The sequence below is a fragment of the Myxococcales bacterium genome (genome assembly GCA_022184915.1).
In the GTDB taxonomy this organism is placed as follows: domain Bacteria; phylum Myxococcota_A; class Polyangia; order Fen-1088; family Fen-1088; genus JAGTJU01.
In genome coordinates this window covers 188080-213365 of record JAGTJU010000003.1, presented here as the reverse complement: position 1 = coordinate 213365, position 25286 = coordinate 188080, and the positions used below count along the sequence as shown (strand labels likewise).

Sequence of the window (25286 nt, the reverse complement as noted above, 5' to 3'; positions counted from 1 at the left end):
GGGGACCGGCTCGTCGCGCCCGCCCCCCACGGAGCTGCCCCGGCGTGCGCACGGCGGGTCCGCTATAGTTTTTTCCCCATGTTGAGCCTCATCTCTCCGCGCGACCCCGATTACCGCGCCCGCCTGGCGGCGCTCGGTCGGCGCACCTCCGCCATGCCCCCGGCGGTGGAAGCCGCCGCCCGGGACATCGTGGCCCAGGTCCGGGCCGGAGGCGACGCCGCCTTGCGGGCCCTCACGGCGAAGTTCGAGGCGCGCACCCTCGACGTCCTCGAGCTGCCGCGCCAGGCCTGGCATGCCGCCGCCGCCGAGGTCGCTGCCCCCGTCCGGGCCGCCCTCGAGGAGGCCGCCGCGCGCATTCGCGCCTACCACGCCCACGAGCGCTACACCTCGTTCTCCTTCGAGGAGGGCGGCGTGCGCCTTGGCTGCCGCTACATCCCGATGGAGCGCGCGGGCATCTACGTCCCGGGCGGCACCGCGCTTTACCCCTCGACCGTGCTCATGACGGCCATCCCCGCCCGCGTGGCCGGCGTACGCGAGGTCATCATGGTGACCCCCGGACCGTCGAACGAGGCCCTGGCTGCTGCGCAGGTGGCCGGCGTGGATCGCATCTTTCACATCGGCGGCGCCCAGGCGATCGCCGCGCTGGCCTACGGCACGGAATCCGTGCCCCGCGTCGACAAGATCGTGGGCCCCGGCAACGCCTACGTCACGGCGGCCAAGCGTCTGGTATTTGGTGACGTGGGCATCGACGCGATCGCCGGCCCGACCGAGATCGTCGTCGCCGCCGACGCCTCGGTGCCCGCCTCCTGGGTGGCCGCCGACCTGCTCGCCCAGGCCGAGCACGACGTGCTGGCCGCCCCCATCCTCGTAGCCGTGGGCCGGGAGGTGGCCGAAGCCGTGTGCGCCGAGCTGGCCCGCCAGCTTCCTGCGCTGCCCCGGAGAGCCATCGCGGCGCAGGCCATCAAGGACTGGGGGCTCGCCATCGTGGTCGATTCGGCGGCCGAAGCCATCGCCGTCGTGAACCTGCTCGCTCCCGAGCACGCCGAGCTCGCCCTCGCCGACGCCCGGGCCCTGGCGCCCGAGGTCACGCGGGCGGGCGCCGTGTTCGTGGGCAGCCACACCCCCGAGTCCGTGGGGGACTACATCGCCGGGCCGAGCCACGTGTTGCCCACCGGGGGCAGCGCCCGGTTCTCCTCACCCCTCGGGGTGGGCGACTTCATCAAGCGCAGCTCCTTCATCGAGTACAGCGCCGCCGCCCTCGCGGCCCAGTCCGCCCACATCGAGCGCCTCACCGAGGTGGAAGGCCTCGAGGCGCACGGCCGCGCCGTGACGATTCGCCACGAAACCCGCCGGGGGGACTAACAGGGGACAAGCCCGCGGGATCCTTCGGCTCGCAGCCCGGAGGCCCGCCACGGTCCGGTCCCCCACCGCCTCACCCTCGCGCCTTTCGCTTGACAGGTCGAGACTTCCAGTTAAATTCCGCAATCCTCTTCGGAGCAACGTCATGTACGCCGTCATCGAAACTGGTGGTAAGCAATACCGGGTAGCCCAGGGTGAGACCCTGCGGGTTGAAAAACTCGCCGCGTCCCCGGGTGATAAATTCACCTTCCAGCCTCTGCTGCTGGCCGACGACGCCGGCGCCGTCCAGGTGGGCCAGCCCCTCGTGGCCGGTGCCGCCGTGGAAGCGGAAGTGGTGGAGCAAGGCCTCGGACAGAAGATCATCATCTTCAAGTACCGCCGCCGCAAAAACTACCGCCGCAAGCAGGGCCATCGTCAGCCCTTTACGGCTCTCAAGATCACGTCCATCTCGGCCGCCTGATAAAGGAAGAAAGCGCTATGGCTCATAAAAAAGGTCAAGGTAGCTCGAAGAACGGTCGCGACTCGAACGCTCAACGCCGCGGCGTGAAGCGCTTCGGGGGCGAGTCGGTCATCTCCGGAAACATTTTGGTGCGCCAGCTCGGCACCCAGTTCCACCCCGGTAAAAACGTGGGCATCGGGCGTGACTTCACGCTCTTCGCGCTCGTCGATGGCACGGTGAACTTCGGCACCTCGCGCGACCGGCGCGTGGTGAACGTCGAGCCCGTCGCGGCCGCGAGCTGAACACGGCACGTACGCCCACGCGGCGTTCGTGACCCACGGGGCTGTCGGGCCGCCCATGCGGGCGGTGGCAGCCCTGTTTTGCGTTTACGGGTGCGCCTTGCCCCCGCCTGCGCAGGGCAACGCAGGGGCAAGCAAACGACATCATGGGCAACTTCATCGACGAGGTCCGCATTCAGGTCAAAGCCGGCGACGGCGGAGACGGCGCGGTGGCGTTTCGCCGCGAAAAGTTCGTTCCCAAGGGGGGACCCTCGGGCGGCGACGGAGGTCACGGCGGCGACGTGATCCTGGAAGTCGACGAAGGCATGTCCACGCTGCTCGACTACCGCTTCAAGCACAACTACCGGGCCGAAGACGGCAAACCCGGCGCCACCAAGGACATGTACGGCCGCCGCGGCCAGGATCTCATCCTGCGGGTGCCCGGCGGTACGCAGGTACGGGCCGAGGAAGACGGGGCCCTCATCGCCGACATGCGCACACACGGGCAGCGCTTCGTGCTGGCCAAAGGGGGCCGAGGAGGGTGGGGCAATATCCACTTCGCCACCTCCACGAACCGCGCCCCCCGCCGGGCGGCGCCCGGGACCCCCGGTCAAGAACGCGCCGCCAAACTCGAGCTCAAGCTCTTGGCCGACGTGGGTCTCGTGGGCTTTCCCAACGCGGGAAAGTCGTCCTTCATCTCGCGGGTCTCCGCCGCGCGCCCCAAGATCGCCGATTATCCCTTCACCACCCTCACCCCGAACCTGGGCATGGTGGGTCTTTCCGGTGAACGCAGCTTCGTGCTGGCGGACGTGCCTGGCCTCATCGAGGGCGCCCACGAGGGCGCGGGCCTCGGTCACCGCTTTTTGCGCCACCTCGAGCGCACCCGCGTTTTGCTCTTTCTGCTCGACGTCTCCCCCGATCCCGCCCGTCATCCCCTCGAGGATTACGCCACCCTCTCCCGCGAGCTCGAGCTTTACGACCCCGGCTTGGCGGCGCGTCCGCGTTTGGTGGCGCTCAACAAGATGGACCTGCCCGACACGCAGGCGGTGAACGACGACCTCGCCGCGCACTTCGAGGCCCTCGGCGTTGCGTTCCATGCCATCAGCGCCGTCACGGGGCACGGCGTGAACCCTCTGCTCGAGGCCCTGTGGCACGCGCTCAAGGCGGCGCCGCCCCTGGTCTTCGAGACCGTCGCAGACAGCGTCGAGGAATCCGTCGAGGCGGAACCCGATACGACCCCGGAACACGAGCCCGCGTCTGAAGAGAGGGACGAGCTCGACGACGCCGCGGACACGTTCGACGAAACACCCTGAGCCGAAGGGCGTTGTCCCTTCGTACGGCTTGTGGGTCGAGAACGGGTGCCGTGGGTGCGGCTGCCACTTCGTGGGTTGCCCCACGTAAGCTCGCGGCCCGCTCACGGCTTACGATTCGCCACACAGCCGCTCCCGCGCGCCCGAAACAATCAGGTGGTCACGCTGCCGCTGCCTTGGACCCCGGAGGCAGGGGTCCAAACATCGGATTGAACAGAGACATTTTCACCGGCGCGGGGCGAAACGTCATCTGGTATCATCGGCCGGCCCGGGGTCGAGGATATGACGGAGCAGTGGACAGGGCGGGGGTGCCGTGTGTGTAGGGAGACAACTTTGACGCCATCTCGCGACTCCTGGTACATAAGGGGAACCTTGATGTCCGGAACCTTGATGTCCGATCGTGGGCCGTACGGGTGCCCACTGCCAAACAAGAGGGCCAGTTAGAATGAAGATCGTTCCTTCACGTGGGGTTGTTTTTGGGGTGTTCCTGGCCGGGGCCCTCGCTTGGGGTTCGCCGGGCGCCAGGGCGCAGGCGCCGGCCGCGGCTGCGCCTGCAGAGGGTGCGCCGGCCGAGGGAGCACCGGCCGAAACCGCAGCCGCTGGGGCCCAGGCGGCCATGCCCGCGTCGGCGGTGCCTGCCGATGGGGGCGCCTACACCGTTCGCCTCCGCTCTCTCGAACGCAACGTCAACGAGCTCAAAGAGCAGGTCTTCATGACGAAGCGCCGGCTCAACCTGCTCAAAGAGACCGTGCTCGGCGGCACCATTGGCGCCTCACGCGCGGTCATCAAGCACAAAAACGAGATGGGCTCGTCCTTTCGCCTCATCAAAGCGGTGTACGCGCTCGACGGTGTTCAGATCCTGAACAAAGCCGACGACTCCGGGCGCATGTCCGACATGGGCGAGTTCGACGTGTACAACGGCGCCATCCAGCCCGGCTCGCACACCCTCAGCGTGCAGCTCGTCTACCAGGGCTCGGGCTTCGGGGTGTTCAGCTACCTCAAGAGCTACAAGTTCAACGTCAAGTCCAGCCACACCTTCGTGGCGGGCGAGGGCAAGGCCACGGTCGTCAGCGTGGTGGGCTACGAAAAGGGTGGTCTCACCACCAACATGGAAGACAAGCCCGCCGTCGAGTTCCGCGTGAACCTCATCGCGCCCGAAGGCGCCCCGAAATCGGCCACGGCGTCGGGGACCACCGAAACCAAGAAATGACCTGTCTGCCCAGAGGTGGGCCCGAGGCTCTCCGGGTCCACCGAACGCCGAAAAGGGACGCTGAATGAAACGCTTCGCCCGCAAACGCTCCCTCGTGGGACTTCTGGTTCTCAACGCCGTTCCCTTTTGGGGCCTGCTGTCCCTTGCATCGGCGCCCCACCTCGGTGTCCGGCAGGCCCGTGCCGACGAACTCGACAAGGCCAACTCGAGCCTGATTGACCTCGAGACCCGTGTCCGCACGCTCTCGAACAACTTTCACGAAACCTCCCCGCCCGAGTCCCACCTCGCCGAACGGCGCCTGGTGGATGCGCAGACCCAGTTCGAGCTGCGTAACTACAGCGAAGCGGCCACGCTGCTCTTCGACGTCATCGAGCGCTTCCCGAACACGCGGGTCTACGATGAAGCCCTCGTGCTGATGGGCGAGTCCCTCTTCGCCTCGCGTGACCTCCTCGGGGCGCAGCGCTATTTCGAGAAGGCCCTCGAGAAAAAGACCGCCTCGCGTTCCGAGCAGCAGGCCCTGCAGCGCCTGGTCGAGATCGCCCTCAAAACGGGCAACCTCCAGGGCATCGACACGTACCTCGAGCGCCTCGCGAACATCCCCGCCAGCGTGCTCGAGCCGTCCGTGCCCTACGTGCGCGGCAAGTATCTCTTCCTGCGCGACAAGCCCGACGAGGCCATCGCGGTGTTCAACGCGCTTGCGCCGGCGAACCCCTACTACCTGCAGTCGCGCTACCTGCTGGCCACCGCCTACGTGAAAAAGGGCGATCTGGCCGCCGCCGCCACGGGCTTCGACAACGTGCTCAAGCTCGAACCCAAGGGCGCCAACGACCAAGAGGTGCAAGAGCTGGCACGCATCGCGCTTGGCCGCATCTACTTCGACCGCGGGCAGCTCGACCAGGCCAAGGCCATGTACGTCTCGGTGGATCGCACGTCGAAGCACTTCGGCGACGCGATGTACGAATCAGCGTGGACGGCGATCAAGTCGGGCGACTACAAAACCGCCTACCGCGCGCTCGACCTGCTTCTTCTTGCAGGACCCCGACAGCCCCCGCGCTCCGGAGCTGCGGCTTGTTGATGGGCAACCTGAACCTGCGCCTGTCGAACTTCTACGTGGCCAGCGACACCTTCGGCAAAACGCGCGAAGAGTTCGAGCCGATCTACCGCGAGCTGGTCACCCAGCTCGATCGCTCCGCCAACGACCCCGCCTTTTTCCAGAACCTGGTGGGTCAAGACCTCGGCAAGTTCGACATCTCGATCTTCGTGCCCGAAGGCGCGGTCAAGTGGGTCCGGGGTGAACCCGAGGTCGAGCGGGTGCTGGTGCTTGCCTCCGACGTGGGCGAGATCAAGCGTGGCATCGACGAATCGGAAGAACTCATGCGCCGGCTCGACGCCGCCATCACCGGGCAGGGCAAGGTGGGCATCTTCCCCGACCTCGCCGAAGTGCGCACGGAATCCTCCGAGGTCCTGAACACGACCTTGGACCTGCGCCGCCGCTTCGTCGCCAAGCTGCGCACGATGGCTGGGCCTTACCTCGGCGCTGAAGACAAAGCAGCCCTGGCCCGCAACGATGACGAGCGCGGCACGCTCGAAACCCAGCTCAAAGACCTTCCGCTCACCGCCGAAGCGCTGAAGAAGCGGGATCGCGGCACAAAGGGGCAGCTCAACACCCTCGATGGCCGGGTCTCCGAGATCAACGTCCTCATCCAGGGGCTCGAGGCCGAGCTCGTGGCGATCGAGCAGTACTACCGGCACTCGAAGACCGAGCAAAAGGTCACGCCAGCGGACGTCAAGCGCCAGGCGGACGAGGTGCGCCGGACGATCTCCGAGCTGCGGGCCAAAAGCGACGTGCTGCGCGGCCAGGTGGAAGACGCGGCCCGCCAGAACACCGCCGCGGGCGCCGCCGGCGAAGGCGAGCGCTACGCGGTGATTCGCCTCTCCGACCTCATAAAGGAAGAGGCGGAGATCATGCGCAACGCCCGCGACAAGATGCCCCCCGGCGACCAGCAGAACTTCGATCGCATGATCACGATCCTGGCCCGCGCCGACGAAGTGCAGCGCAACGTCGCCACCTTCGACGATCGGGTCGACAAGGCCGCCGAGGTGCGCCTTGCCACCCTGAGGGAGGGGCTCGAAGCCGAGCGTGGCAACCTCAAGTCCGCCGAGGAAAAGCTCACGGCGCTCACCACCGAATCGCAAGACGTCGGGGGGGGGCTGGCTCAGACCATCGTGGGCCGCGTGAAAGAACGCTTCTACGACGTGGTGGTTCAATCCGACGTGGGGCTCATCGACGTCGCCTGGGGTCTCAAAGACGACAAGACGGACAAACTTTCGAAGCTCATCACCCAGCAAAAGAACGAGCTCAAGGCGCTGGATGAGGACTTCCGAGACATCCTCGAGCAGGAACAATGAGCAACACGAGCATCAGTGGGCAACCCGCAGGGCAGGGGGCCGTGGCAAAGGGGCGTCGCATGGGAAGCAGCCGCAAACGCCTGGGCGCGGTCGTCCTCGCCTGGGCCACCCTGGCCTCGGCCACTTTGGCGGTACCTGGGGGCACCTCGCTCGCGGGCCCTCCCGCACGTCCCATCGATCCCAAGCAGCTCGAAGAGTTCGCCCAGGACGCAGCTCGCTACGCCGAAGCGGTGAAGGGCTACCGGGAAGCCGCAAGCGCCGTCATCCAGCAAACGCATCAGCGCCGCATGGCCCAGATCCGCGGCAAGTACGAGCCTCAGATCGCGCTCAACGAGCAGGAAGAAAAACAACGCCGCATGGACGCCATCGCCATGTTCGAGGCGTTTTTGCGCAAATACCCCAGCGACAAACGCTGGACGCCGGATGCCATGTTCCGGCTGGCCGAGCTTTACTACGAAAAGTCGTCGGAGGAATTCCTGACGGCCACCGAGGCCTACCAAAAGGCCCTCGATTCCAGCACGCCGCCCACCGACGCGCCGCCGCTCGCGAACTACAGCCGCACCATCGACCTCTACCGGCGCATGCTGGTGGATTTCCCCAACTACCGTCTACTCGATGCGGCCTATTACCTCCTGGGCTTTTGCCACAGTGAAATGGGCCAAGAGCCCGAAGCCAAGCAGGTGCTGCTGGCGCTCACCTGCGCCAACAAGTTCCGCCCGCTGGATCCCCCCACGCCCGTGGCCGACAGCGAGAGCTCCGCAGGGCGCCCCCTCGAAGACATCTACGCCGATTGCAAGCCCGTGCGGGCTGACTCCAAGTTCCTGCCCGAAGGCTGGACCCGCGTGGGCGAAATCCACTTCGACAACGGCGAGCTCGAAGGGGCCGTGTCCGCCTACAGCCGCGTGCTGGCGTTCAAAGACTCGAACTACTACGACAAGGCCCTCTACAAGCTGGCCTGGTCGTACTACCGCGACAACCGCTTCCAAAAGGCCATCGAGTCCTTCGACGAGCTCGTAAAGTTCGCCGACGTGAAAAAGGCCAAGGGCGAGACCTTCGGCTCCGATCTGCGTCCCGAGGCGGTGCAATACCTCGCCATCAGCTTCTCCGAGCCCGACTGGGACGGTGACACCCTGCCCGATCCCGAAACGGGATTGCAGAGGGCCCGCAAATACTACAAGGGCCGCGAGACCGAGCCCCACGTGCGCGAGGTCTACCAGCGTCTGGGCGACATGTACTTCGACACCACGAAGTACGTTGAGGCCATCGAGGTGTTCAAGACCGTGCTCGAACTTTGGCCCTACAGTCCCGAAGCGCCCCAGGTTCAGGACAAGATCGTGCGCGCCTACGAGCGCGACCGCAACTTGGTGGCCGCCGCCAAAGAGCGGGAAGCTCTCGGCCGCAACTACAGCAAGGGCTCTGCCTGGTACGAGCAAAACAAGGACAACCCCGACGCACTCGCCGCCGCCCAGCAGCTCTCGGAAGATGCGTTGCTCTCTGCCGCCACGGGCGTTCACGCCGCCGCCCAGGCCTGCAAAGGCCAGATTCAGGGCACACCCACCCAGGCCGATCTCGACAATTGCCGGCAGATGTATGCCGCCGCGGCTGATCTTTACGAAAAGTACCTGCAGGTCTACCCAGACTCGAAGCGGGCGTACGAGTTCTCGGCCTACTACGCCGACGCACTCTATTACTCGGGCCAGCTCGAACGGGCCGTCAACGCGTACACCCTGGTTCGCGACAGCGAGCAGGACAACAAGTACCAGGAAGACGCCGCCTTCCGCATCATCAAGTCCTATGAAGAGCTCATGGACCGGATGACCAAGGCCGGGCAGTACGAAACGCCCCCCATCCCGGACGAGACCAACACCAAGGCGCCGGTCAGCCCCCTGCCCATGTCCGAGGCGGTGCAGAAGTATGTGTCCGCAATCGACTGGTACACCAACAACCTGCAAACCGAGAAAGTCGACGAGCTCAAGTACGCAGCCGCCGTCGAGCTTCTGCGCTACCGCAACTGGCCGGAAGCGCGCGGGCGCCTGACCCAGATCGCCAAACAGTTCTGTGGCACGAAGAGCGAACTCGGTTTCAAGGCCTACGACGCCATCCTCAAGACCTACTTCATCGACTACGGGGTCGAGGACGAAAAGCAAAAAGACTGCGCCCTCGGGCGTCTGCTTCAGGTGGCCGACGATTTCGTCGAATCGCCTTGCGGCCGAGACCCGAGCGCCAAGGAATACCTGACCCGCATCGACCAGATCCGGCGCTCCGTCAAATCGAAGGTCATCGCTGACCGTGTGAAGCTCGCCATCGACAACGAAGAGCAGGGCACGGACCGCAAGCTCACCATGTGCGAAGAAGGGGCCGGCGGTATCGCTTTGGTCACGGGCGGCCCCGGAGCGGCCGATCCTGGAAAACCTGCTGCGGCAGGCGGCGCCGGCCGCGGCGGTGTGAGCACCGAGATCGATGTGGGCCTGGCCCTCGACCTCATCGAGCTGGTCAACGGCGATCCCAAGGATCAGGACGCGCCCACGAACCTCAACAACGCCTGCGTCATCTACGAGCGGCTCTACCAGTTCAACGAGGCCACGAAATGTTACGAGCGCCTGGCGCGGGACTACCCCGATTCCGCCCTGGCGCGTGACGCCGTCTGGAACGCAGCCCGTAACCACCGCCGCTTCTTCAACTTCGACCAGGCTGTCGGCTACTACGTGAAGATCGCCCAGGACCCGAAGTTCGCCGACTTCGAGCACCGCAAGGACGCGCTGGGCATCGCCGCGCAGCTGCTCGACAACGACCAGCAGTACGATCGCGCCGCCACCATGTACCTGAAGTTTGCCGACACCGCGGCCGAAAAGCCGGGCGACGCCGCGCAGGCCTACTCGTTTGCCTGCAACGCCTACCGCAAACTCAAGGACACGAGCCGTCACCAAAAGTGCCTGAGCAACCTGCTCAAGCGCTTCAAGGGCGAGGCCGAGGCTGGCGACTATGTCGTCAATGCCTACATGGATCTGGCCGTCATCGCCGAGCAAGGCAAAGACCGTCGGGCCACGCTCGACGCCTACAAGAAGGTGCGCGACGAATTCCAGGCGCGCGGCCTGGCCCCCGCCACCCCGGCCGCTGCCGCCGCCGCCAAGGCCGAGTTCCTCTTGCTCGAGGAGAAGTTCAAGGCCTTCCAGGCCAAGAAGCTGGTGTTCTCGTCGAAGCCCGAGCAGGTGAAAAAGGCCTTCGATACCTTCACGCAAGAAGCCAAGGAGCTGCGCGACGAATACGAAAAGGTCTGGGCCTACAAAGACGCCAACTGGACCCTCGCCTCGTTCCTGCGCCGCGGTGATGTGTTCTACGAATTCGCTCAGAAGCTCATCTTCCAGGCCGAAAACCCCCCGGCCGACGTCAAGAGCCTGGAAAAGAAGGTCTGCAAGTCGAACCCCGACGACTGCGGCATGGTCGAGACCCAATACAAAGACGCCGTCTTTCAGTTCGTCACCCCCATCGAGGACGAAGCCAAGACCCAATGGCGCAGCACCCTCGACCGGGCCTCGCAGCTGGGCGTGACGAATCAATACGTCAAGAAGGCCCGCGAGAACCTGTCGAAGTATCTACCCGACGAATTCCCGTTCGTGAAAGACGAGCGGATCGGCCTGGAGTACCCGTAATCATGCGTCCATCTCTCAAACGCAGCGTCTCGTCGCCCCTGGCCTTGGGCCTAGCCTTGGGCCTGGCCTTGGCCGGCTCCCGAGGCCGCGGCGCAGGAAACCCCCGGGGGCACCGCCCCCGCCGCAGGGTGCCAAGAAGAAGCGCCGCGAGCCGCCCCCCGCGGTGATCCCCACGGAAGAGACCTTGGCCGCACAAAAGCAGTACCAGGCCGGCCACTACAACGACGCGGTCCAGCTGGCCAAGGCCGCGCTCAACCGCAACGAGCGCTACACGCCCGCCATGCTCGTGATGGCGAAGGCGTTTTACAAACTCGGCAAGTACGAGTGGGTGCGCACGCTCTGGGAGACCATGCAGAAAAACAACGCCTCGCCCGCCGAACAGGCCGAGGTGTACCAGCTCTTGGCCTTCATGGAGGTGGAAAAGGAGAACATCCCCGGCGCCATCGAGCTCCTGAAGCAAGCGGTATCGGCCCGGCCCGAAAACGCCCTGACCTGGAACAACCTGGGTGGCCTTTACCTCACCGCCAAGAATTTCCGCGAAGCCGTGCCTGCGCTCGAGCGGGCCACGCAGCTACAGCCCACCTTCGCCAAAGCCTTCATGAACCTGGGCAGCGCTTACCGGGGCAACAAAGACTACGCCAAGGCCAAGTCTGCGTACGACCGGGCGCTGCAGCTCTTCTCGAACTACGCCGACGTGGTCTTCAACCTGGGCATTCTCTACCTGGACGCCGACAAGATGCCTGGCCAGGACGTGATCGCCCAGATGAACACGGCCATCTCGTACCTTCAGCGCTACAAGCAGATGCTGGGCGCCCGCCTGCCCAAAGACGATCTCTCCGACCCCTACATCGCCGAGGCCCAGGAGAAGATCTCGAAGGAAGAAAAGCGGATCGAACGAGAAAAGAAGCGCCTCGAACGCGAAGCCGCCCGTGCCGCGAAGAAGGTCCCCGAGGACGCCGCAAAAGCGGAGCAACCGGCCGTGGGCGCGGGAGCCGCACAATGACCTCGTCCCTCGCCCAAGACACCCGGAAGCCCAGGCCCAGCACCATGCGACAGCTCGTGAAAGGTGTGATCATCCCAAGTGCCTTCGTGGGCGCCCTTGCCCTTTTCATGGGCCTCGTTCCCGGCGTGCGCAGCGCCCACGCGCAGGACAAACCCCTGCCCGCCGCTGCCGCTGCGGGGGACGAAGCCCCCAAAGTACGGGTCGAGCGCGGAAAGGGCGGAAAGAAGGTCTACAGGATTGAAGAGGAGATCCGAATAGAGGGGAAGATTCAAAAGCCCGAGGCCTTCTACGTGCTCCAAAAATCGAGCATCAACTACGATTGGCAAGACCTGAAACAGGACTTCCTGCCGAAGATTCTTGACAGTGTCTCGCGGGCACCGTTTTGAGACCGGAGAGGATGAACATGGCGACGCAGGCAGCTGAGGGGGCGGCAAAGCCGCGCATTCTCCGGATCGGCATCATTCAGGGGGGGCGCATCGTCGAAGAGCGGCTGGTGCGCAAGCGCGAGAACATCAGCGTGGGCCAGTCCGCGAAGAACATGTTCGTGGTGCCCTCGGACGCTCTGCCCCGCACCTGGATGCTCTTCGAGGCTGGCCCCAAGGGCTACATGGCCCACTTCGCCGATGGCATGGACGCCCGCATCGCCGTGGGGCAGGAGATCATCTCGCTCGCCCAGCTCAAACAAAACGGCAAGATCCAAAAAAGCGGGCAGGGCTGGGATCTGCCGCTCGACGAGCGGGCCCGCGGCAAGATCACCGTGGGCGACCTCACCATCCTCTTTCAGTTCGTCACCCCGCCCCCGCCTCAGCCCCGGCCCCAGCTGCCCGCCTCGGTGCGCGGAAGCCTCTCGGGCGATCTCGACTGGTTCTTCACCTCGATCGCGTCGGCTTCGTTCGTGGTTCACCTGTGCATGATCATCTATCTGCGCAGCGTCGACTGGCCGAAAAAGCCCGACATCGAAGAGATACCCGACCGCTTCGTGCAGATGGTGGTGAAGAAAAAGCCCGAGCCTCCCCCCGAAGAGGTCAAGAAGGTCGACGACACCAAGCCTGAAGAGAAAAAGGAAGAGATCGTCAAAAAAGAGGCTCCCAAGAAGCCCACCGAATCGGCCGAGCCGAAAAAGGCGCTCACCGAGGCCGAAAAGCAGAAGATCGCCGAAGAGCGCGCCCGGGCCGAGGCCGAGCGCCGTGCCAAGATCGCCGAACAAGTGCAAAACACGGGCATCCTGAAGCTGCTCGGCGCCCGCGCCGACGGTGAAGGCGCCATCGCCGACGTGCTGGGCAAGGGCGACGTGGATCGCGACCAAGAAAAGGCCTTCGAGGGCGTGGGCGGCCTGTCCGTGGCCACGGGCGACGACAGCCTGCGGGGCGTGAAGGCCGGCGCGGGAGGCAGCGGCAAGGTGGCCAGCATCAGCGGCCTGCGCGGCGGCGGCAGCATCGAAGGCGCCAGCACCGGCAGCGTGGGCGGCGAAAAATCCGTCAAGGCGGTGGTGAGCAGCGCGGCCCCCTCCGTGGACGGCGAGCTCGACCCGAGCGTGGTGGCCAAGGAGGTCAAGCTGCGCCTGGGCGCCGTAAAGGTCTGCTACGAAAAGTCCCTCAAGCGCAACCCCAGCCTGAGCGGCAAGATCGTGGTGTTCTGGACCATCACTCCCGAAGGCACCGTGACAGGCATCACCATCGAACAAGACACCATGGGCGATTCCGAAGTCGCACAGTGCATCAAGAAGAACATTCAGAACTGGCGTTTCACCCGTCCCTCGGGCGGCAGCGTCGAGGTGTCGTTCCCCTTCGTGTTCCAGGCGTCGTCCTAAATCGCATCACCTGACATTCGACCGGCGGCTGGTTTCGATCGGCCCGCCGGTCGCTTTCGTTGAAGGCCCCCTCGAGATCATTGCCCAAACGTCCGATTCGGAAAGAGGGCCTCGTAACATCCGGCAACATGACAAGTTACCGACGTTACAAACTCACCACGAACCACATAAAATCAACCAGATGTAGGCTAGATGCCTACTCTGACAAGAGTTGACACAACGCTAAACCTGCTCGTATATTGCGTCAGATCGGATTCGCCTTCCCAGGCGGGTTCGTTTTCTTAAGAAAGAGGTCGAATGATGTCTCGGGTGCTCAAAATCCTGGTTGGGGCGACCTTCTTCAGCCAAATCGCCATGGCCCAAACGCCTGCAGAACCGCAGGGCTCGGCCGAGGGCGCGCCCGCCGTCGATGTCACCGTGCCTCAGCGGGCCGACATCTCCCCGCAGGAGATGCTCACCCAGTCACAGATGTACCGCACCAACATGATGCAGACCTCGCAGAGGCTGAATCAGATGGTCGACGACGCCCGGAAACAAAAAGACGTCATCCGACTCAACTGCCTCACCGACAAGGTGGTGCAGTCGAACGCAAACATGAACATTCTCGAAAAGGCGCTGCAGAACCTGCAAGACGCCGCGGCCCGCAACGATCAAGGGGCGGCCACACACGAGTACACGCGAATCACGATCGTCAATCAGAAGGTCCAGATTCTGGGCGCGGAGGCGGAGGGCTGTGTTGGAGAAGAACTTCAGTTCGTGGGGGCAACGAAAGTGGATGTGGAAGTTTCGCCCGATGTCCGCAAGGACGACGGCACCCAGCCGGGCACTCTCGATCCGGTGTACGAGCGACCTCCTGCCGCGAGCCCCTTCATCTAAGGCCCGCCTGGCGGTTCCTGCAACCCACAACCTCCTCCGCCTCCAATGACGATTCGCTTCTCGAGACTAGCGATAGCTCTAGCCTTCACCCTGTGTGCCTCTGTCGCTCACGCGCAGGGTGTAATGCAAAGCACCCAGGGCCTTCAGCAGCTCGGCCATGACACGAGCCTGGGCATCGCCTTCCTGCCGCAAAAGGCCAACTTGGGCCAAATGGGCGGCGTCAAACTGAGCGAAAGCTCGGTGCTGCACGCAGGCGTGGGCCTGGAAGCTGGCTACGACACCAACGTCTTTTTCCAGAACAACAACCGCGTGGCAGCACCCGTGCTGCGTGTGGTGCCTTTCCTCGAGCTGACGAACGGCGAGCGGGGTGGGGCCATGCCCACGGGTCTTTACTACGACCTCACGGCCACCCTGCTTTACCGCGAGTTCCTGACGGACGACGACAACGCCAAGCAACAGCGGGCCTTCAACCCCGTGCTTTCGGCCCTGGTTGATTTCAACCCGAACGCTCCTCTGAATGTATCGCTCACCGACCAGTTCGCCCGTTTTGAGGAACCGCCCTACGGCGCCGGCACGGGCAACATCACCCGTATCTACAACATGGCGGGCTTGCAGCTGAGCTACGCACCGGGCGGCGGCCGCCTGCAGATGATGCTGCGCTACTCGAACATGGTGAACGTGTTCGAGACCGAGGCCCTCAAGTACGCCAACCACATGGGGCACGACCTCACGCTCGACCTTTCGTGGCGCTGGCTGCCCAAGACCTCGCTGTTCGTACAGGCGTCGCAAGGCTACATCGATTACTTCAATCCCGATGACGCTCCGGCGAACCTGGCACGCCAGGATTCCTATCCCTTGCGTACTTTGCTGGGCTTGCGTGGCCTCATCACCAACAAGCTGAACCTCCACGTGGGCGTGGGCTACCTGAATGGCTTTTACACGGGCTCCGTGCAGAACACCTCGGGCCTCAGCAACCTGGGCGCCGTGGCCGAGCTAAGCTACGCCCCCACTCCTTTGACTAAATTGATGGTGGGATACCGGCGTGAGTTCCGTAACTCGCCGGTGATCGCGAACTTCTTCGACGTGGATTCTCCCTACGTCTCGTTCAGTGCCAACGTGGCCACCCGCATGATGCTCACGGCATTTGCCCGCTACGAAGCGCGCCGCTACCGGGGATCGATCGTACCCGGTGCCGAAGAGCGGAAAGACAACGTGGTTCAGGCCGGCGCACAGGCCGACCTCTTCGTGGCCAACTGGTTTTTCCTGGGCGCTTCGTACATCGCCACGGTCAACGACAGCAACTATCAAGAGCTCTTCCCCAACTCGGCGGGCTTCGACTACACGAAGCACCTCGTTCTTGCGCGCCTGGGTGTGACCTACTGAGGATGAGGGGCGGGTGCCGAAGCTCGTGCGGCCCGCCTCCGTGTTCTCTCCCCGGGGCAGGCAAACTCTTGATTCGTTTTCGTTCCGGCGTCATCATGCCGGACTGACCATGGCGCAGATGAGGCTTTTTCTCTTGCTGGGGGCGACCTTGCTAGCCGGCGCATGCCAATCGGGACGGCCTCTGGCTCAAAACCCTGATCTGGCCCAGTTGCTACCGCCGGACGAGACCATGGGCATCGACGATGTCTTCGTGGTCAGGGTCTACGGAGAAGAAGATCTGTCCGGGGAGTTCCGCATCTCGGATGATGGCACGGTGGACTATCCCTTCGCCGGACGCATTCAAGTGGTGGGGCTGCGCAGCGGCGAGGTGCAGAGGCTCATCGCCGACAAATTGAAAGACGGCTACCTGAAAAACCCGCAGGTCTCCGTCATGGTCAAGGAGTGGAACAGCCGCAAGATTGCGGTGTTGGGTCAGGTGCAAAAACCCGGCTCGGTGGTCTACTTCCCCCGCATGACGATCGTAGACGCGATAGCTGCCGCAGGTGGCTTCACCCCGATCGCAGCGAAGAACAAAGTGACCCTGAGGCGTGAGGCCAAGGGCGCCGTAAAGAGCCAAACGCTTCCCGTGGCCGATATCAGCGAAGGCCGCTCCCCCAACGTGCCGCTCTTGCCCGGAGACGTGCTCGTGGTGGAAGAGCGGCTGTTCTAGGGCCGCGGCTCAGACCCTTTCCTCCTCCGACTCCTCCGACTCCTCCCTCCGACTCCTGCTCTCCGGCCCTCCTCGGCGCCACTCCTCTCCCTCCTCGACCCCCCCTTAAGGATGGCGGCTCCCCCCCGCGCACCGGAATCCCGGCTGGCCGCCCTTGCGGGTCCGGCACACCTTGCCAGTTTGGTGGCGATGGGCCTGCTCCTGCTTTGGGCCCCCCTGGCTGTGGGTACGGTTCACAAGCCCGCCATGCTCGCGGCAGTTGCCCTGGGGGCCCTCGCACTCGCGAGCCTCCTCATCGCGAACCAGGGCATGGGAAAGCCCTGGCGCGGGGCCCGCTACGCCTGGCCCCTGGCGGTGCTGGTGGTGATGCCGCTACTTCAAACCCTGCCCCTACCGTGGGGCTTGCGGGGCAGATTGGATCCGGCGGGCAACGCCCTGCTCACAAACGGCCCCCCGCCCCCCTTTACCTCGTTTCCCCTGTCCCTGGATCCCGTCACCACCCGTATCGAGCTTCTGCGGAGCGGGTTGGCTTTGCTCGTTTTCCTTGTCAGCTTGAACCTGTCAGCCGGGCGCCGTGGCCAGGGGCCTCTCCTCGTCAAGGCCGTGGCCGTGGCGGCCGTGGCGGGGGTGTTCATCGGCATCGGCCATCCCTTGCTCAACTACGACCGTGTCTACGGCACCTTCGGGCTGGGCGGCGCGCCCACGTTGGTGGGCCCCTTCATCAACCCCAACCACACGGCCCAATTCTTCGAGCTGGGGGCGTTTTCCGCCCTTGCCTGCGCCTTCCTCACGAGTGACCGGCTCTTTCGCCTGGGCTGGATGGCGGCTGCCGGGCTCTGTGGGGCGGCGGCGTTGGTCACGCTCTCGCGTGGCTCTCTGGTGGGCCTGTCCGCGGGCGCCTGCATGTTGGTGCTCTGCTTGCCCCGGGGGAGCGACGACCCAGAGGCCCGCCGCCGCCCGGTTGGCGTTCCTGTAGCCCTGGGGCTGGTGGCCCTCACACTGGGCCTCGCAGTGGCCCTCGGCGCCTTGCCCATTCTCGACGAGCTGGCCCGCACCCGCATCGCCCAGCCCGGGGAGAAAACGGACGTCTGGATCGATGCCTTGAAGGTGCTGTGGGCTCATCCCGCCGGCATCGGCCGTGGGGCCTTCGATCGCGTATACCCCGCGTACCGGTCCCTCTCGAGCCCCGTGCAACAGAACTTCGTGGAGAATCAGCCGCTACAGTACCTCATCGAGCTTGGCTGGCTCGGGTTCGCCTTGCTCCTGGGGGCTGGTGGCTACGTCATCGCCATCGTGCGCCGGCGCTTGCTGCGCGACCGGGTCGAGGCGGCGCTGCTGGCGGCCCTGGTGGCGTTGCTGGCCCACAACGTCTTCGATTTTGGCCTCGAGACCTTGGGCCTGCGCCTGCCTTTTGCCGCCTTGGGGGGCGTTCTACTGGGACGCCTGCTTGGAGGCCGCCGCCCAAGCCAGGCAGGCCCCACCCGCACCTGGCTGCCACTCGCCGCCGCCGTAGCAGGCCTGGTGACGGGCGGTGTGACGCTCGTGACCGCGCAACCCTTCGACGCGCACCTGCATGAGGTCGAGCCCGCGGCCCGGGGTGCGCTGGCCGTGGCGGCCGCCCGCGTGCACCCCACCGACTATTTCTTCCCGCTGGCCCAATCCACGGCGGAGCCACTGCGGGAGGGCACGCGCTCGCCCCGTCTCGCCGCCCTCAACCGGGCCACCCGCCTCTGTCCCAACTGCGCGAACGTGCACCGGGCCACCGCCACCACCCTGTGGCAACTTGGCCGGCCCAACCAGGCGTTGGTGGAATATCGGATCGCCATGGATCTGGACCCCGGAAGCCAGTGGTCGATCCTGGACGAGCTCTTCGTCCGCAAAGCCACGCACGAACAGGTGGCCAGTCTGGCCCCGCAAACGGCCGCCGTGGCCCTGGGTGTCAGCCGGGCCCTCGTGCACCGCCAAGCTACAGGCGCCCCGCCCCGGCAGGCCCTGGATCACGCGAACGCGCTGAAGGCCGATGCCTTCGAACTGGCCCTGCTGCGCATCCAGCTGGCTCTCAACGAAAAGGACCTCGACGCCGCCGAAAAACAGGTCACCGCGCTGGTGGCGCGGGAGCCGCGGCAGCCGAGCGCGCTTCACCTGCATTCGGTCGTGGAAGAGCGCCGGGGCAACCTGCAACAGGCCCTCACGATCGCCACCCGCGCGGCCGGCTTCAACCCCAACGACCTCGCGCTGGCCCGCCAACGCGTGTACCTGGCCATGCGCCTCGAGTCTTGGGGCGAGCTCGAGCGGGGCCTCGAGGGGCTCAAACGCGCCCTCCAGGGTGGCGGGGGCAACGTGGCGGAGGCCTACATGCTCTCCGCGCAGGCCAACAGCCAGCGCGGCAACACCCCGCGCGCCCTGCGCGACTACCAAACCGCCACCAGCATCGACCCCAACAACATTGGCGCCTGGTACAACCTGGCCACTACGGCCGAGGCCGGAGGCTTCTACACCCAGGCCGTGGATGGCTACCGGGCCGTTTTGCGCTTGGATCCGAAGCACGAGCCCTCACACCAAGCCCTGGCTCGCATCGAATCCCTTCGCCAGCGCGCACGGTTAGACGCTCTCACCGGCGGGGGCTGAACGGGCTTGCCGGCGTGGCCTCAGGATACGATGCTGAGGTTGCCCCGCGTGGTGGGGCGCGGCCGCTGGTCGCTAAGGGTTTCGTGAACCCGCTTCCAGGCGCTGCTGAGGTGATCGCACAGAACCTCGGCAGCGATTTCGTCGTCGCGGTCGATCTCCAAGCGGCCGTCCGTCCAGGCCAGCTCAAGGGCGCCCTTGAACTCGCCCTGAAACTCGATCGAGCGGCTCAACGCTGCGGTCCCCTCGGTCAGCTCGCGGGTGGTGTAGCGGCGCACGTGAACGTCCGTTTTTTTGCCCGGCGAAAGCAAACATAGGCCCAGGCTGGCGGCCTCGAAATCATCTTCCAGCACCCGCACGCTCTCCCACAAGTCGTCGGGGCTTTCGGCGTGGGAGAGACGCTCACCAGCGGCGCGCACCGCCGCCCGCAGGCGTCGGTTACGCTGGCGCTTTTTCCCCATTTGGCTGGCGTGTTCGATGCGGAACAGGCCGATGGACCTCATGCCCACCACGAAGGAAGCGCCCAGGAAGGTGAGAATCACCACGGTTTGCAGGCTGCTGGCGTACACCAAAGACAGCGCTGCGGCAGCCAGCACCACACAGGCCGAATAGAGCACCAGCACGGCCTTGCGGTGGGAAAGCCCCAGGGCCAACAAGCGGTGGTGAATGTGCTCCTTGTCGGCGCTGAAGATGGGCCGGCCGCGAAAGGCCCGGCGCCCCATGGCCATGAGCGTATCGGCGATGGGCAAACCGAGCACGATGATGGGGATCAAGATCGCCACCGCCGTGGAGGATTTCTGGCTGGTTTGGATCGAGCCCACAGCCAGCACCAAGCCCAGAAACATCGAGCCCGTATCCCCCATGAAGATGGACGCGGGGTTGAAGTTATAAAACAAAAAGCCCAACACGGCGCCGCCCAGGCAGGCCATGAAAAGCATCATCAGCGCGTCACCTCGCATGAACGCGATGACGAAGGTGGTGCCCACCGCGAAGAAGGCCACGCCGCCCGCCAGGCCATCGAGTCCGTCGATGAGGTTGAGGGCGTTGATCACGCCCACGATCCAGAAGACGGTGAAGGGCAAGGCGAACTGCCCGAGATCGATGGTGAACCCGAAGGGGGTCGCCAGTTGTTGAATTTTGAAGCCGCAAAGATAGAGGGCCACGGCCAGGGTGCCCTGCACGCTGAGCTTCTTTTTGGCGTTGGCGCCCTTGATGTCGTCGTACAGGCCCAGAAGGCCGATGACCACACCGGCTGCCATCAGCCCGAAGGCACGGAGCTCGTTTTGATAGAAGAGTTTGCCCGTTCCGGTTTGGTAAATCGCCAGAGCGATTAGGGGGGCCAAGAACCCCAGGATGATGGCCACGCCCCCGATTCTGGGAATGGGCTTCCCGTGAATCTTCCGGGATCCGCGCGCGTGGTCCAGCCAGCCGAAACGAAGAGCAAACCCACGGGCCACCGGAGTCAGAAACGCCGCCACCACCAACGAAAGCAAGAATGCGACACCTGCTGATCTCACACCGACTCCTCACATATCTCGCATTAGGGACCGCAATTGTAGCGACTACTCAGAAAAACGCCAATCCACGAACGCACGCATACACCAGGACACACGCTGGTTACGCACGCATCCTGCAGGTGTGGCGTTGTGCGCTTGCGAAATGGGGCGATTCTCCCCTACGCACCGGCGACACGCTGCAGAACTTCCAGATACCTTGCGGCCAGTGCGGGCCGGCTGTAGTGCGCCTCCACGTAGGCCCGGCCACTTCGCCCCATGGCCTCGAGCCGCTGGCCCGCGTCCGGTCCCAGCAGCGCTTCCAGCGTCGCTACGAGCGCGTTCGCGTCACCAGGAGAAGAAAACACGCCCGCGCCCGCGGTCTCGATGATCGTTCGAGACTCGCCATCGACAGTGGTCAGGATGGGGCGCCCCGCCCCCATGAACTCGAAGATCTTCGACGGGATCACGGTGCGAAACAGCCCCTTGTCTCGCAGGAGCACCAGGCATAGGTCCGAGGCGTTCAGGATCTTGGCGACCTCTGTTCGGGGGCGCTGGTCCCAAAAAGTTACGTTGTTGATCCCTTGGCTTTGGGCGCGTTGCTTGAGCGCAGCCTTTTCCGCTCCCTCGCCTACGAGCAGGAAATGAATGGGCTTGGCCCTCAGGGCTTGGGCGGCGTCAAGCAAGAGGTCGAGCCCGTGAGCCATGCCATGCGTGCCAACGTAGGTGGCGATGAACTTATCCGAAGGCAGCCCTAACGCCGCTCGGGCGCTGGCGCGTTCCCCGGGCTGGAAAAGCTCGAGGTCCACGCCGTTGGTAACGACGGAGATCTTGTCCTTCGACACACCGGTGGCCGCAATCTCGTCGACGAAAGACTCCGTGACGGCGACGATGTGGTCAGCGGTTTTGTAAAGAGCCCACTCGAGGAGCTCCAGCACCTTCACGGCGGGCGAGTTCGCTTTCATGGCACCCACCTCGACGATGCTGCGGGGCCAAAGATCGCGGACCTCGAACACGAAAGGCACCCGCTTTCCCCAGGCCACGAGCCGGCCCGCGACGCCGCACAAAAACTGGGGAGACGTGGCGATGAGCACGTCGGGGCGGCTTGTGACGGCGGGCCCCACCAAAGTGGCGCTGGCGCTGAACGAAGCGTAGTTCAGGCTCCGCTTGAGCAAACCCTTGTTGGCTGCAGCGTAAATCGGAACCCGCACCACCTTGATGCCATCCACGATTTCCCGGCGGAGGTATTCGCCCCGGTATTCGGCGGGAATGACGCCCGTGGGGTGATTGGGAAATCCAGTCAGGACGGTCACGTCGTGTCCCAGGGCGGCCCAGGCACGAGACAGTTCGTACACGCGGGCTGCGGGAGCGCCCATTTCGGGGGGAAAGTACTGGCTTACGTAGAGAATTTTCACGGGAGCGGGGCAGGTCTTATCACAAATCGCTCGCTCCTTGACGTGGCGAAGCCCTCGAGTGGATACCGCCGGTTGCCCCCTGGAAGGGCTCTTTGCGTCTTCCAAATTGATTGATTCATGCCCGTCATGTGCGAGACAATAACCGCTTCGCGCCATGGAAAAGCTCCTGAAGAACCTAATACGGGAAGAAGCCTGGGCAACCCTTGACCTGAATCTCGAAAGTGGGAACGTCCTGGTTCGACAGGAGTGGCGATACGCCTGGGCTGCCAAGCCAGGCCTGAGTCGCTGGACGGCTGCCGAGAAGGCCAAATTCCATGGCGCGGTCGATCGGCTGGTTTGGTCCGTGTGGAGTCGAAAGGCTCGGTTTTTGGTGCAGGAACAAAAGGGGGCTCGCCCGTCTGATGCGGCCCAAAGAGTTTTGCAGCGTTACGGGGACAAAGGCTTGAGCTTGACTTTCGACATCCAGAAGGTCGAGACGGATCCGCACTGGGAAGTCCTCGTCACAAAGGCACTGGACGCACCGCCCCGGCCTCGGGCAGAGGTGCAGTTCCACACACGCCAGATTTTTCTATTTAGCTTCGACGTTTTGCCCCATGAGGCCACGTTCAAGCTGGGGAGCCCGACTGTGAAGAACTTCTACGTGGCCCCACACGAGTTCGGCCATACCCTTGGGAACAACGACGAATATCGTGACGCTGACGGCGAATTCGGCGACAAAGAAAGCGTGATGAACCTTGGGCGCAAGCTCCGAGAGCGCCACCTCGAGTTCGTTCGCGAGTCTGTACAGACGATGCTTCCCGGTTGTCGGGTCACCACCGTACTCTCATGAAGGCGAGCGCAGTTGCCGTCGCGGGCCTCCTCCTTTTTGCCCCGTCCTCGGCCTTGGCGGTGGCGCCTCTCCTCGTCGATGGGGCTCGTGTGTCATGGTCTCAGAATCGTCGTTACATCGGCGTGCTCGATTGGGAGCGTGGAGCAACGGATGTTTATGCGGCCGGCCCCGTCGAGGGCCAGGAGCTTGTATGGCAGGCGAATTCCTGGTTTCAGATCACCCCCCGTTTGCTCTGGAGAGCCGAGACGCCGGAAAGAATTGTTTACGTCTCGAATGATGGGCGCTTTCTGCTGTCCGTGTTCGGAAGTGACATGCTGGAGCCGGAAGATGGGGATCCGGTACTCGTCCGAATCGTGCCTCGGGCTGGCAAGGCTCGCGAGTGGAGGCTTTCGACGTTGTTGAAGTCCCCCGATGCCTTGCCCTCCTACAGCGGGGTTCGTCGCTGGGGATGGTATGTCGGTCTGCGGGAGGATGCGTTCGTTCTGGAAACCTGTGAGGGGCGGCGGCTCGCGCTACCCCTCGAGGGAGGCATGCTGCTTGACGAGGGCGCCGCCGAGGTTCCCACCTGCTCGAGGCCGAAGTCCGCTGGTCGGCCAGAAGGGCGCTAGGCGCAGATTTCGTAGCTGGCGCGCCCCGCGACCAGGGGCACGTGGATGACTTGGCGGGGGACCTTGTGCTCGAAGCCTGCGCTCTGCCATCCGGCGGCAACGCGAGCGGGCCCTCCTGCCAGCACACGAAACCTCAGGGTTTGGCTGCCCTTGACGAGGCTTAGCGCCCCCCCCTCGTCCGTCAGCTGCCACCCGGGGGCCAATGGCACATGGCTCGCGGCCTGGGCGAATGAGCCTTCGAGATGGTCTTCCACGACCAGGCGTTTGCCGGCGGTGAACTCGAGCCGCCGTTCGTGCCGCCATCCACGGAAGCTTTTGCACACGGCTTGCACGGCCAGGGCGCCGGGCGCATCGAGGGAGACGCGGGCCAGGTAGGGTGCGGCTCGGCCGCCCACGCGGAAAGAGGCCCACACCTCGTCACTGCCTTCCCCGTCGACGGAAACGGTGGCGTGTGCGGCGGCGCTGCGTTCGTATGCGCGCGTTTCGTTCGCGGCGTAGGTGGTGATGCCCGTATCGGTGACCAGGGGCTCGCCTTCCCAGATGAGTTCGAAGCCCAGGGCGTCGGCGTGCCCGTGGCCCGGCTGTTCGGGCGGCCCGACCAAGCCAAAGTCGAACAGCAGATCGCTCTTCCCTGGACGCCAGATCAACCAGCCCGTTTCGTGGAGCACCAGCGGTCCTTCGGGCGCAGGCCGCGGCACGGGTGTCTCCAAGGTCTCCTCGGGGTTCAGTCCCACCTGGTGGGCCAATCGCAGCAGGGCAGGCCAGGCGGGGGTGGTGTCCGGGGCGGCATCGTTGATCCAGGGGAAACTGCCATCGGAGCGCACCACAGCCCCGAGCCACTGCATCATGTGTGTGGCGTGAGCTTCGAGCGCCAGGGGCCGGCCTCGTGCATTGGTGAGCGCTATCGTCCACAGCAGGTCGCGAAGCACCACGGCGTGGTACTGGGCGGTGCGCTCGGCGTACCCGCCGTCACGAAGCGTTTGGGCGCGAAGCTGGCGGCAGAGCTCCTCGCGGGCCACGGCGGCCAGGGCGTCGAGGCCCGGGGCTTCGAGTACGGCGCAGCCTGCGACGACGGCGAACAGGTCACAAAGCAGGTGATTGCCGAGCAGGTGCGTCTCGAGGTGGCGGTGCAGGTGACGAACCTGTGGCGCGAGGCGTCCGGCCAGGGTGGGGCCCAGCTGGGGGCAGGCGGCCAGCGCAAGGGACCAGTGCAGCACGCGGCGGGCGATGGGGTAGGGCTCCCAGCTGGCCCCGGCCAGCGGCGGGCAGGCCTTTTGCCAGCCGGCCACGAGGGTGACCAGATCGTCGCGAGCGCGAGCGGCTTCGGGGGTGTTTCCCAAACCCGCGGCGCCGAGCGCGAGCGCTTCGACGTGATAGTGCTTTTCGTACTGCCACAGGCGCGTGTGGCCGCTGGCCTTCCAGTCGTCCCTGGGACCCTTGATGCCGTGGTAGCTCACCTGGCCCTGGCGCCACAGGTCAATGATCTCGGCGACAGGCAAAGTGGTCTCGAGCTCCAGCGGCTCCCGGAGCGCTCCGCGGGCGTGGGCATCGAAGGATAGCCAGGAGATGGGGAAGCGCGCGAGCCGGCGGTAGGCTTGCGTGCGGGCCACGTGAACGATGCGGGAGGTGACCTGCCCCGGGGTGAGGTGAGCGACGGTCCGAAGCAGGCGGGGGAGGTTGGGAGACATGGTCGCTGCTACCTTAGACTGCCTACAACAACACATACTATCTCGACGAAACTGTCACTCGGGTTCCGCGAGACGGGGGGCTCGTAGCGACGTCGTGGCGCGAGCCCCCTACCAAACCGGGCGGGCCAGGGGAGGCGTATTTCCGGTTCGTGCCGCGCGTTTGTATTCTGATTTCGGCCCTTTGCGCTTCGC

General features: G+C 64.9%; 20 protein-coding genes. 17 read left to right on the top strand and 3 right to left on the bottom strand.

What is annotated here, in order from left to right:
• The first annotated feature begins 78 nt into the window (after positions 1 to 78).
• The 15 genes from hisD (at position 79) to KA712_12290 (ending at position 19064) form a co-directional block, all read left to right on the top strand.
• Positions 79 to 1362 (top strand): histidinol dehydrogenase, encoded by a 1284-nt coding sequence (gene hisD / locus KA712_12360; protein MCG5053747.1) that lies wholly within the window; start codon positions 79 to 81, stop codon positions 1360 to 1362.
• Between the two features lie 142 nt (positions 1363 to 1504).
• A complete protein-coding gene (gene rplU / locus KA712_12355; GenBank protein MCG5053746.1) occupies positions 1505 to 1819 on the top strand; it encodes a 50S ribosomal protein L21 in 315 nt (104 codons plus the stop codon).
• A gap of 17 nt (positions 1820 to 1836) precedes the next feature.
• The gene (gene rpmA / locus KA712_12350) at positions 1837 to 2100 is read left to right on the top strand and encodes a 50S ribosomal protein L27 (protein ID MCG5053745.1); all 264 of its coding nucleotides are present in this window, start codon (positions 1837 to 1839) and stop codon (positions 2098 to 2100) included.
• A gap of 143 nt (positions 2101 to 2243) precedes the next feature.
• The gene (gene obgE / locus KA712_12345; GenBank protein ID MCG5053744.1) at positions 2244 to 3389 is read left to right on the top strand and encodes a GTPase ObgE; all 1146 of its coding nucleotides are present in this window, start codon (positions 2244 to 2246) and stop codon (positions 3387 to 3389) included.
• Positions 3390 to 3831: 442 nt separating this feature from the next.
• A complete protein-coding gene (locus tag KA712_12340; GenBank protein ID MCG5053743.1) occupies positions 3832 to 4596 on the top strand; it encodes a dihydrolipoamide acetyltransferase in 765 nt (254 codons plus the stop codon).
• Between the two features lie 64 nt (positions 4597 to 4660).
• Positions 4661 to 5671 (top strand): tetratricopeptide repeat protein, encoded by a 1011-nt coding sequence (locus tag KA712_12335; GenBank protein ID MCG5053742.1) that lies wholly within the window; start codon positions 4661 to 4663, stop codon positions 5669 to 5671.
• The gene (locus tag KA712_12330) at positions 5665 to 7005 is read left to right on the top strand and encodes a hypothetical protein (protein MCG5053741.1); all 1341 of its coding nucleotides are present in this window, start codon (positions 5665 to 5667) and stop codon (positions 7003 to 7005) included. The genes KA712_12335 and KA712_12330 overlap by 7 nt, the downstream gene beginning before the upstream one ends.
• Positions 7002 to 10655 (top strand): tetratricopeptide repeat protein, encoded by a 3654-nt coding sequence (locus tag KA712_12325; protein ID MCG5053740.1) that lies wholly within the window; start codon positions 7002 to 7004, stop codon positions 10653 to 10655. The genes KA712_12330 and KA712_12325 overlap by 4 nt, the downstream gene beginning before the upstream one ends.
• Positions 10656 to 10818: 163 nt before the next feature.
• The gene (locus tag KA712_12320; GenBank protein ID MCG5053739.1) at positions 10819 to 11658 is read left to right on the top strand and encodes a tetratricopeptide repeat protein; all 840 of its coding nucleotides are present in this window, start codon (positions 10819 to 10821) and stop codon (positions 11656 to 11658) included.
• Positions 11655 to 12044: a hypothetical protein gene (locus KA712_12315; protein ID MCG5053738.1), complete on the top strand. Its 390-nt coding sequence runs from the start codon at positions 11655 to 11657 to the stop codon at positions 12042 to 12044. Before KA712_12320 ends, KA712_12315 begins: the two co-directional genes overlap by 4 nt.
• 17 nt (positions 12045 to 12061) lie before the next feature.
• The gene (locus KA712_12310) at positions 12062 to 13468 is read left to right on the top strand and encodes an AgmX/PglI C-terminal domain-containing protein (GenBank protein MCG5053737.1); all 1407 of its coding nucleotides are present in this window, start codon (positions 12062 to 12064) and stop codon (positions 13466 to 13468) included.
• Between the two features lie 297 nt (positions 13469 to 13765).
• Positions 13766 to 14344, top strand: a complete 579-nt coding sequence (locus KA712_12305; GenBank protein ID MCG5053736.1) for a hypothetical protein — start codon at positions 13766 to 13768, stop codon at positions 14342 to 14344.
• Between the two features lie 123 nt (positions 14345 to 14467).
• Positions 14468 to 15727, top strand: coding sequence for an outer membrane beta-barrel protein (locus KA712_12300; GenBank protein ID MCG5053735.1), 1260 nt, complete (start codon positions 14468 to 14470; stop codon positions 15725 to 15727).
• A 13-nt stretch (positions 15728 to 15740) separates the two neighbouring features.
• Positions 15741 to 16436 carry a polysaccharide export protein gene (locus tag KA712_12295; GenBank protein MCG5053734.1) on the top strand — a complete coding sequence of 232 codons (696 nt, stop codon included), beginning with the start codon at positions 15741 to 15743 and terminating at the stop codon, positions 16434 to 16436.
• Positions 16437 to 16547: 111 nt separating this feature from the next.
• Positions 16548 to 19064 carry an O-antigen ligase family protein gene (locus KA712_12290; GenBank protein MCG5053733.1) on the top strand — a complete coding sequence of 839 codons (2517 nt, stop codon included), beginning with the start codon at positions 16548 to 16550 and terminating at the stop codon, positions 19062 to 19064.
• 20 nt (positions 19065 to 19084) lie between these two features.
• Here the strand turns inward: KA712_12290 and KA712_12285 are convergent, their stop codons facing one another.
• On the bottom strand, positions 19085 to 20578 hold the full coding sequence (locus tag KA712_12285; GenBank protein ID MCG5053732.1) for an undecaprenyl/decaprenyl-phosphate alpha-N-acetylglucosaminyl 1-phosphate transferase: 1494 nt from the start codon (positions 20576 to 20578) through the stop codon (positions 19085 to 19087).
• A 158-nt stretch (positions 20579 to 20736) separates the two neighbouring features.
• The gene (locus tag KA712_12280; protein ID MCG5053731.1) at positions 20737 to 21969 is read right to left on the bottom strand and encodes a glycosyltransferase family 4 protein; all 1233 of its coding nucleotides are present in this window, start codon (positions 21967 to 21969) and stop codon (positions 20737 to 20739) included.
• 442 nt (positions 21970 to 22411) lie between these two features.
• Between KA712_12280 and KA712_12275 the strand changes: the two genes are divergently transcribed.
• Positions 22412 to 22798 carry a hypothetical protein gene (locus tag KA712_12275; protein MCG5053730.1) on the top strand — a complete coding sequence of 129 codons (387 nt, stop codon included), beginning with the start codon at positions 22412 to 22414 and terminating at the stop codon, positions 22796 to 22798.
• Positions 22795 to 23406: a hypothetical protein gene (locus KA712_12270; GenBank protein ID MCG5053729.1), complete on the top strand. Its 612-nt coding sequence runs from the start codon at positions 22795 to 22797 to the stop codon at positions 23404 to 23406. Before KA712_12275 ends, KA712_12270 begins: the two co-directional genes overlap by 4 nt.
• Here the strand turns inward: KA712_12270 and KA712_12265 are convergent.
• Complete coding sequence (locus KA712_12265) at positions 23403 to 25094, bottom strand: heparinase II/III-family protein (protein MCG5053728.1); 1692 nt, start codon at positions 25092 to 25094, stop codon at positions 23403 to 23405. The two genes, KA712_12270 and KA712_12265, sit on opposite strands and share 4 nt — an antisense overlap.
• Positions 25095 to 25286 lie beyond the last annotated feature (192 nt).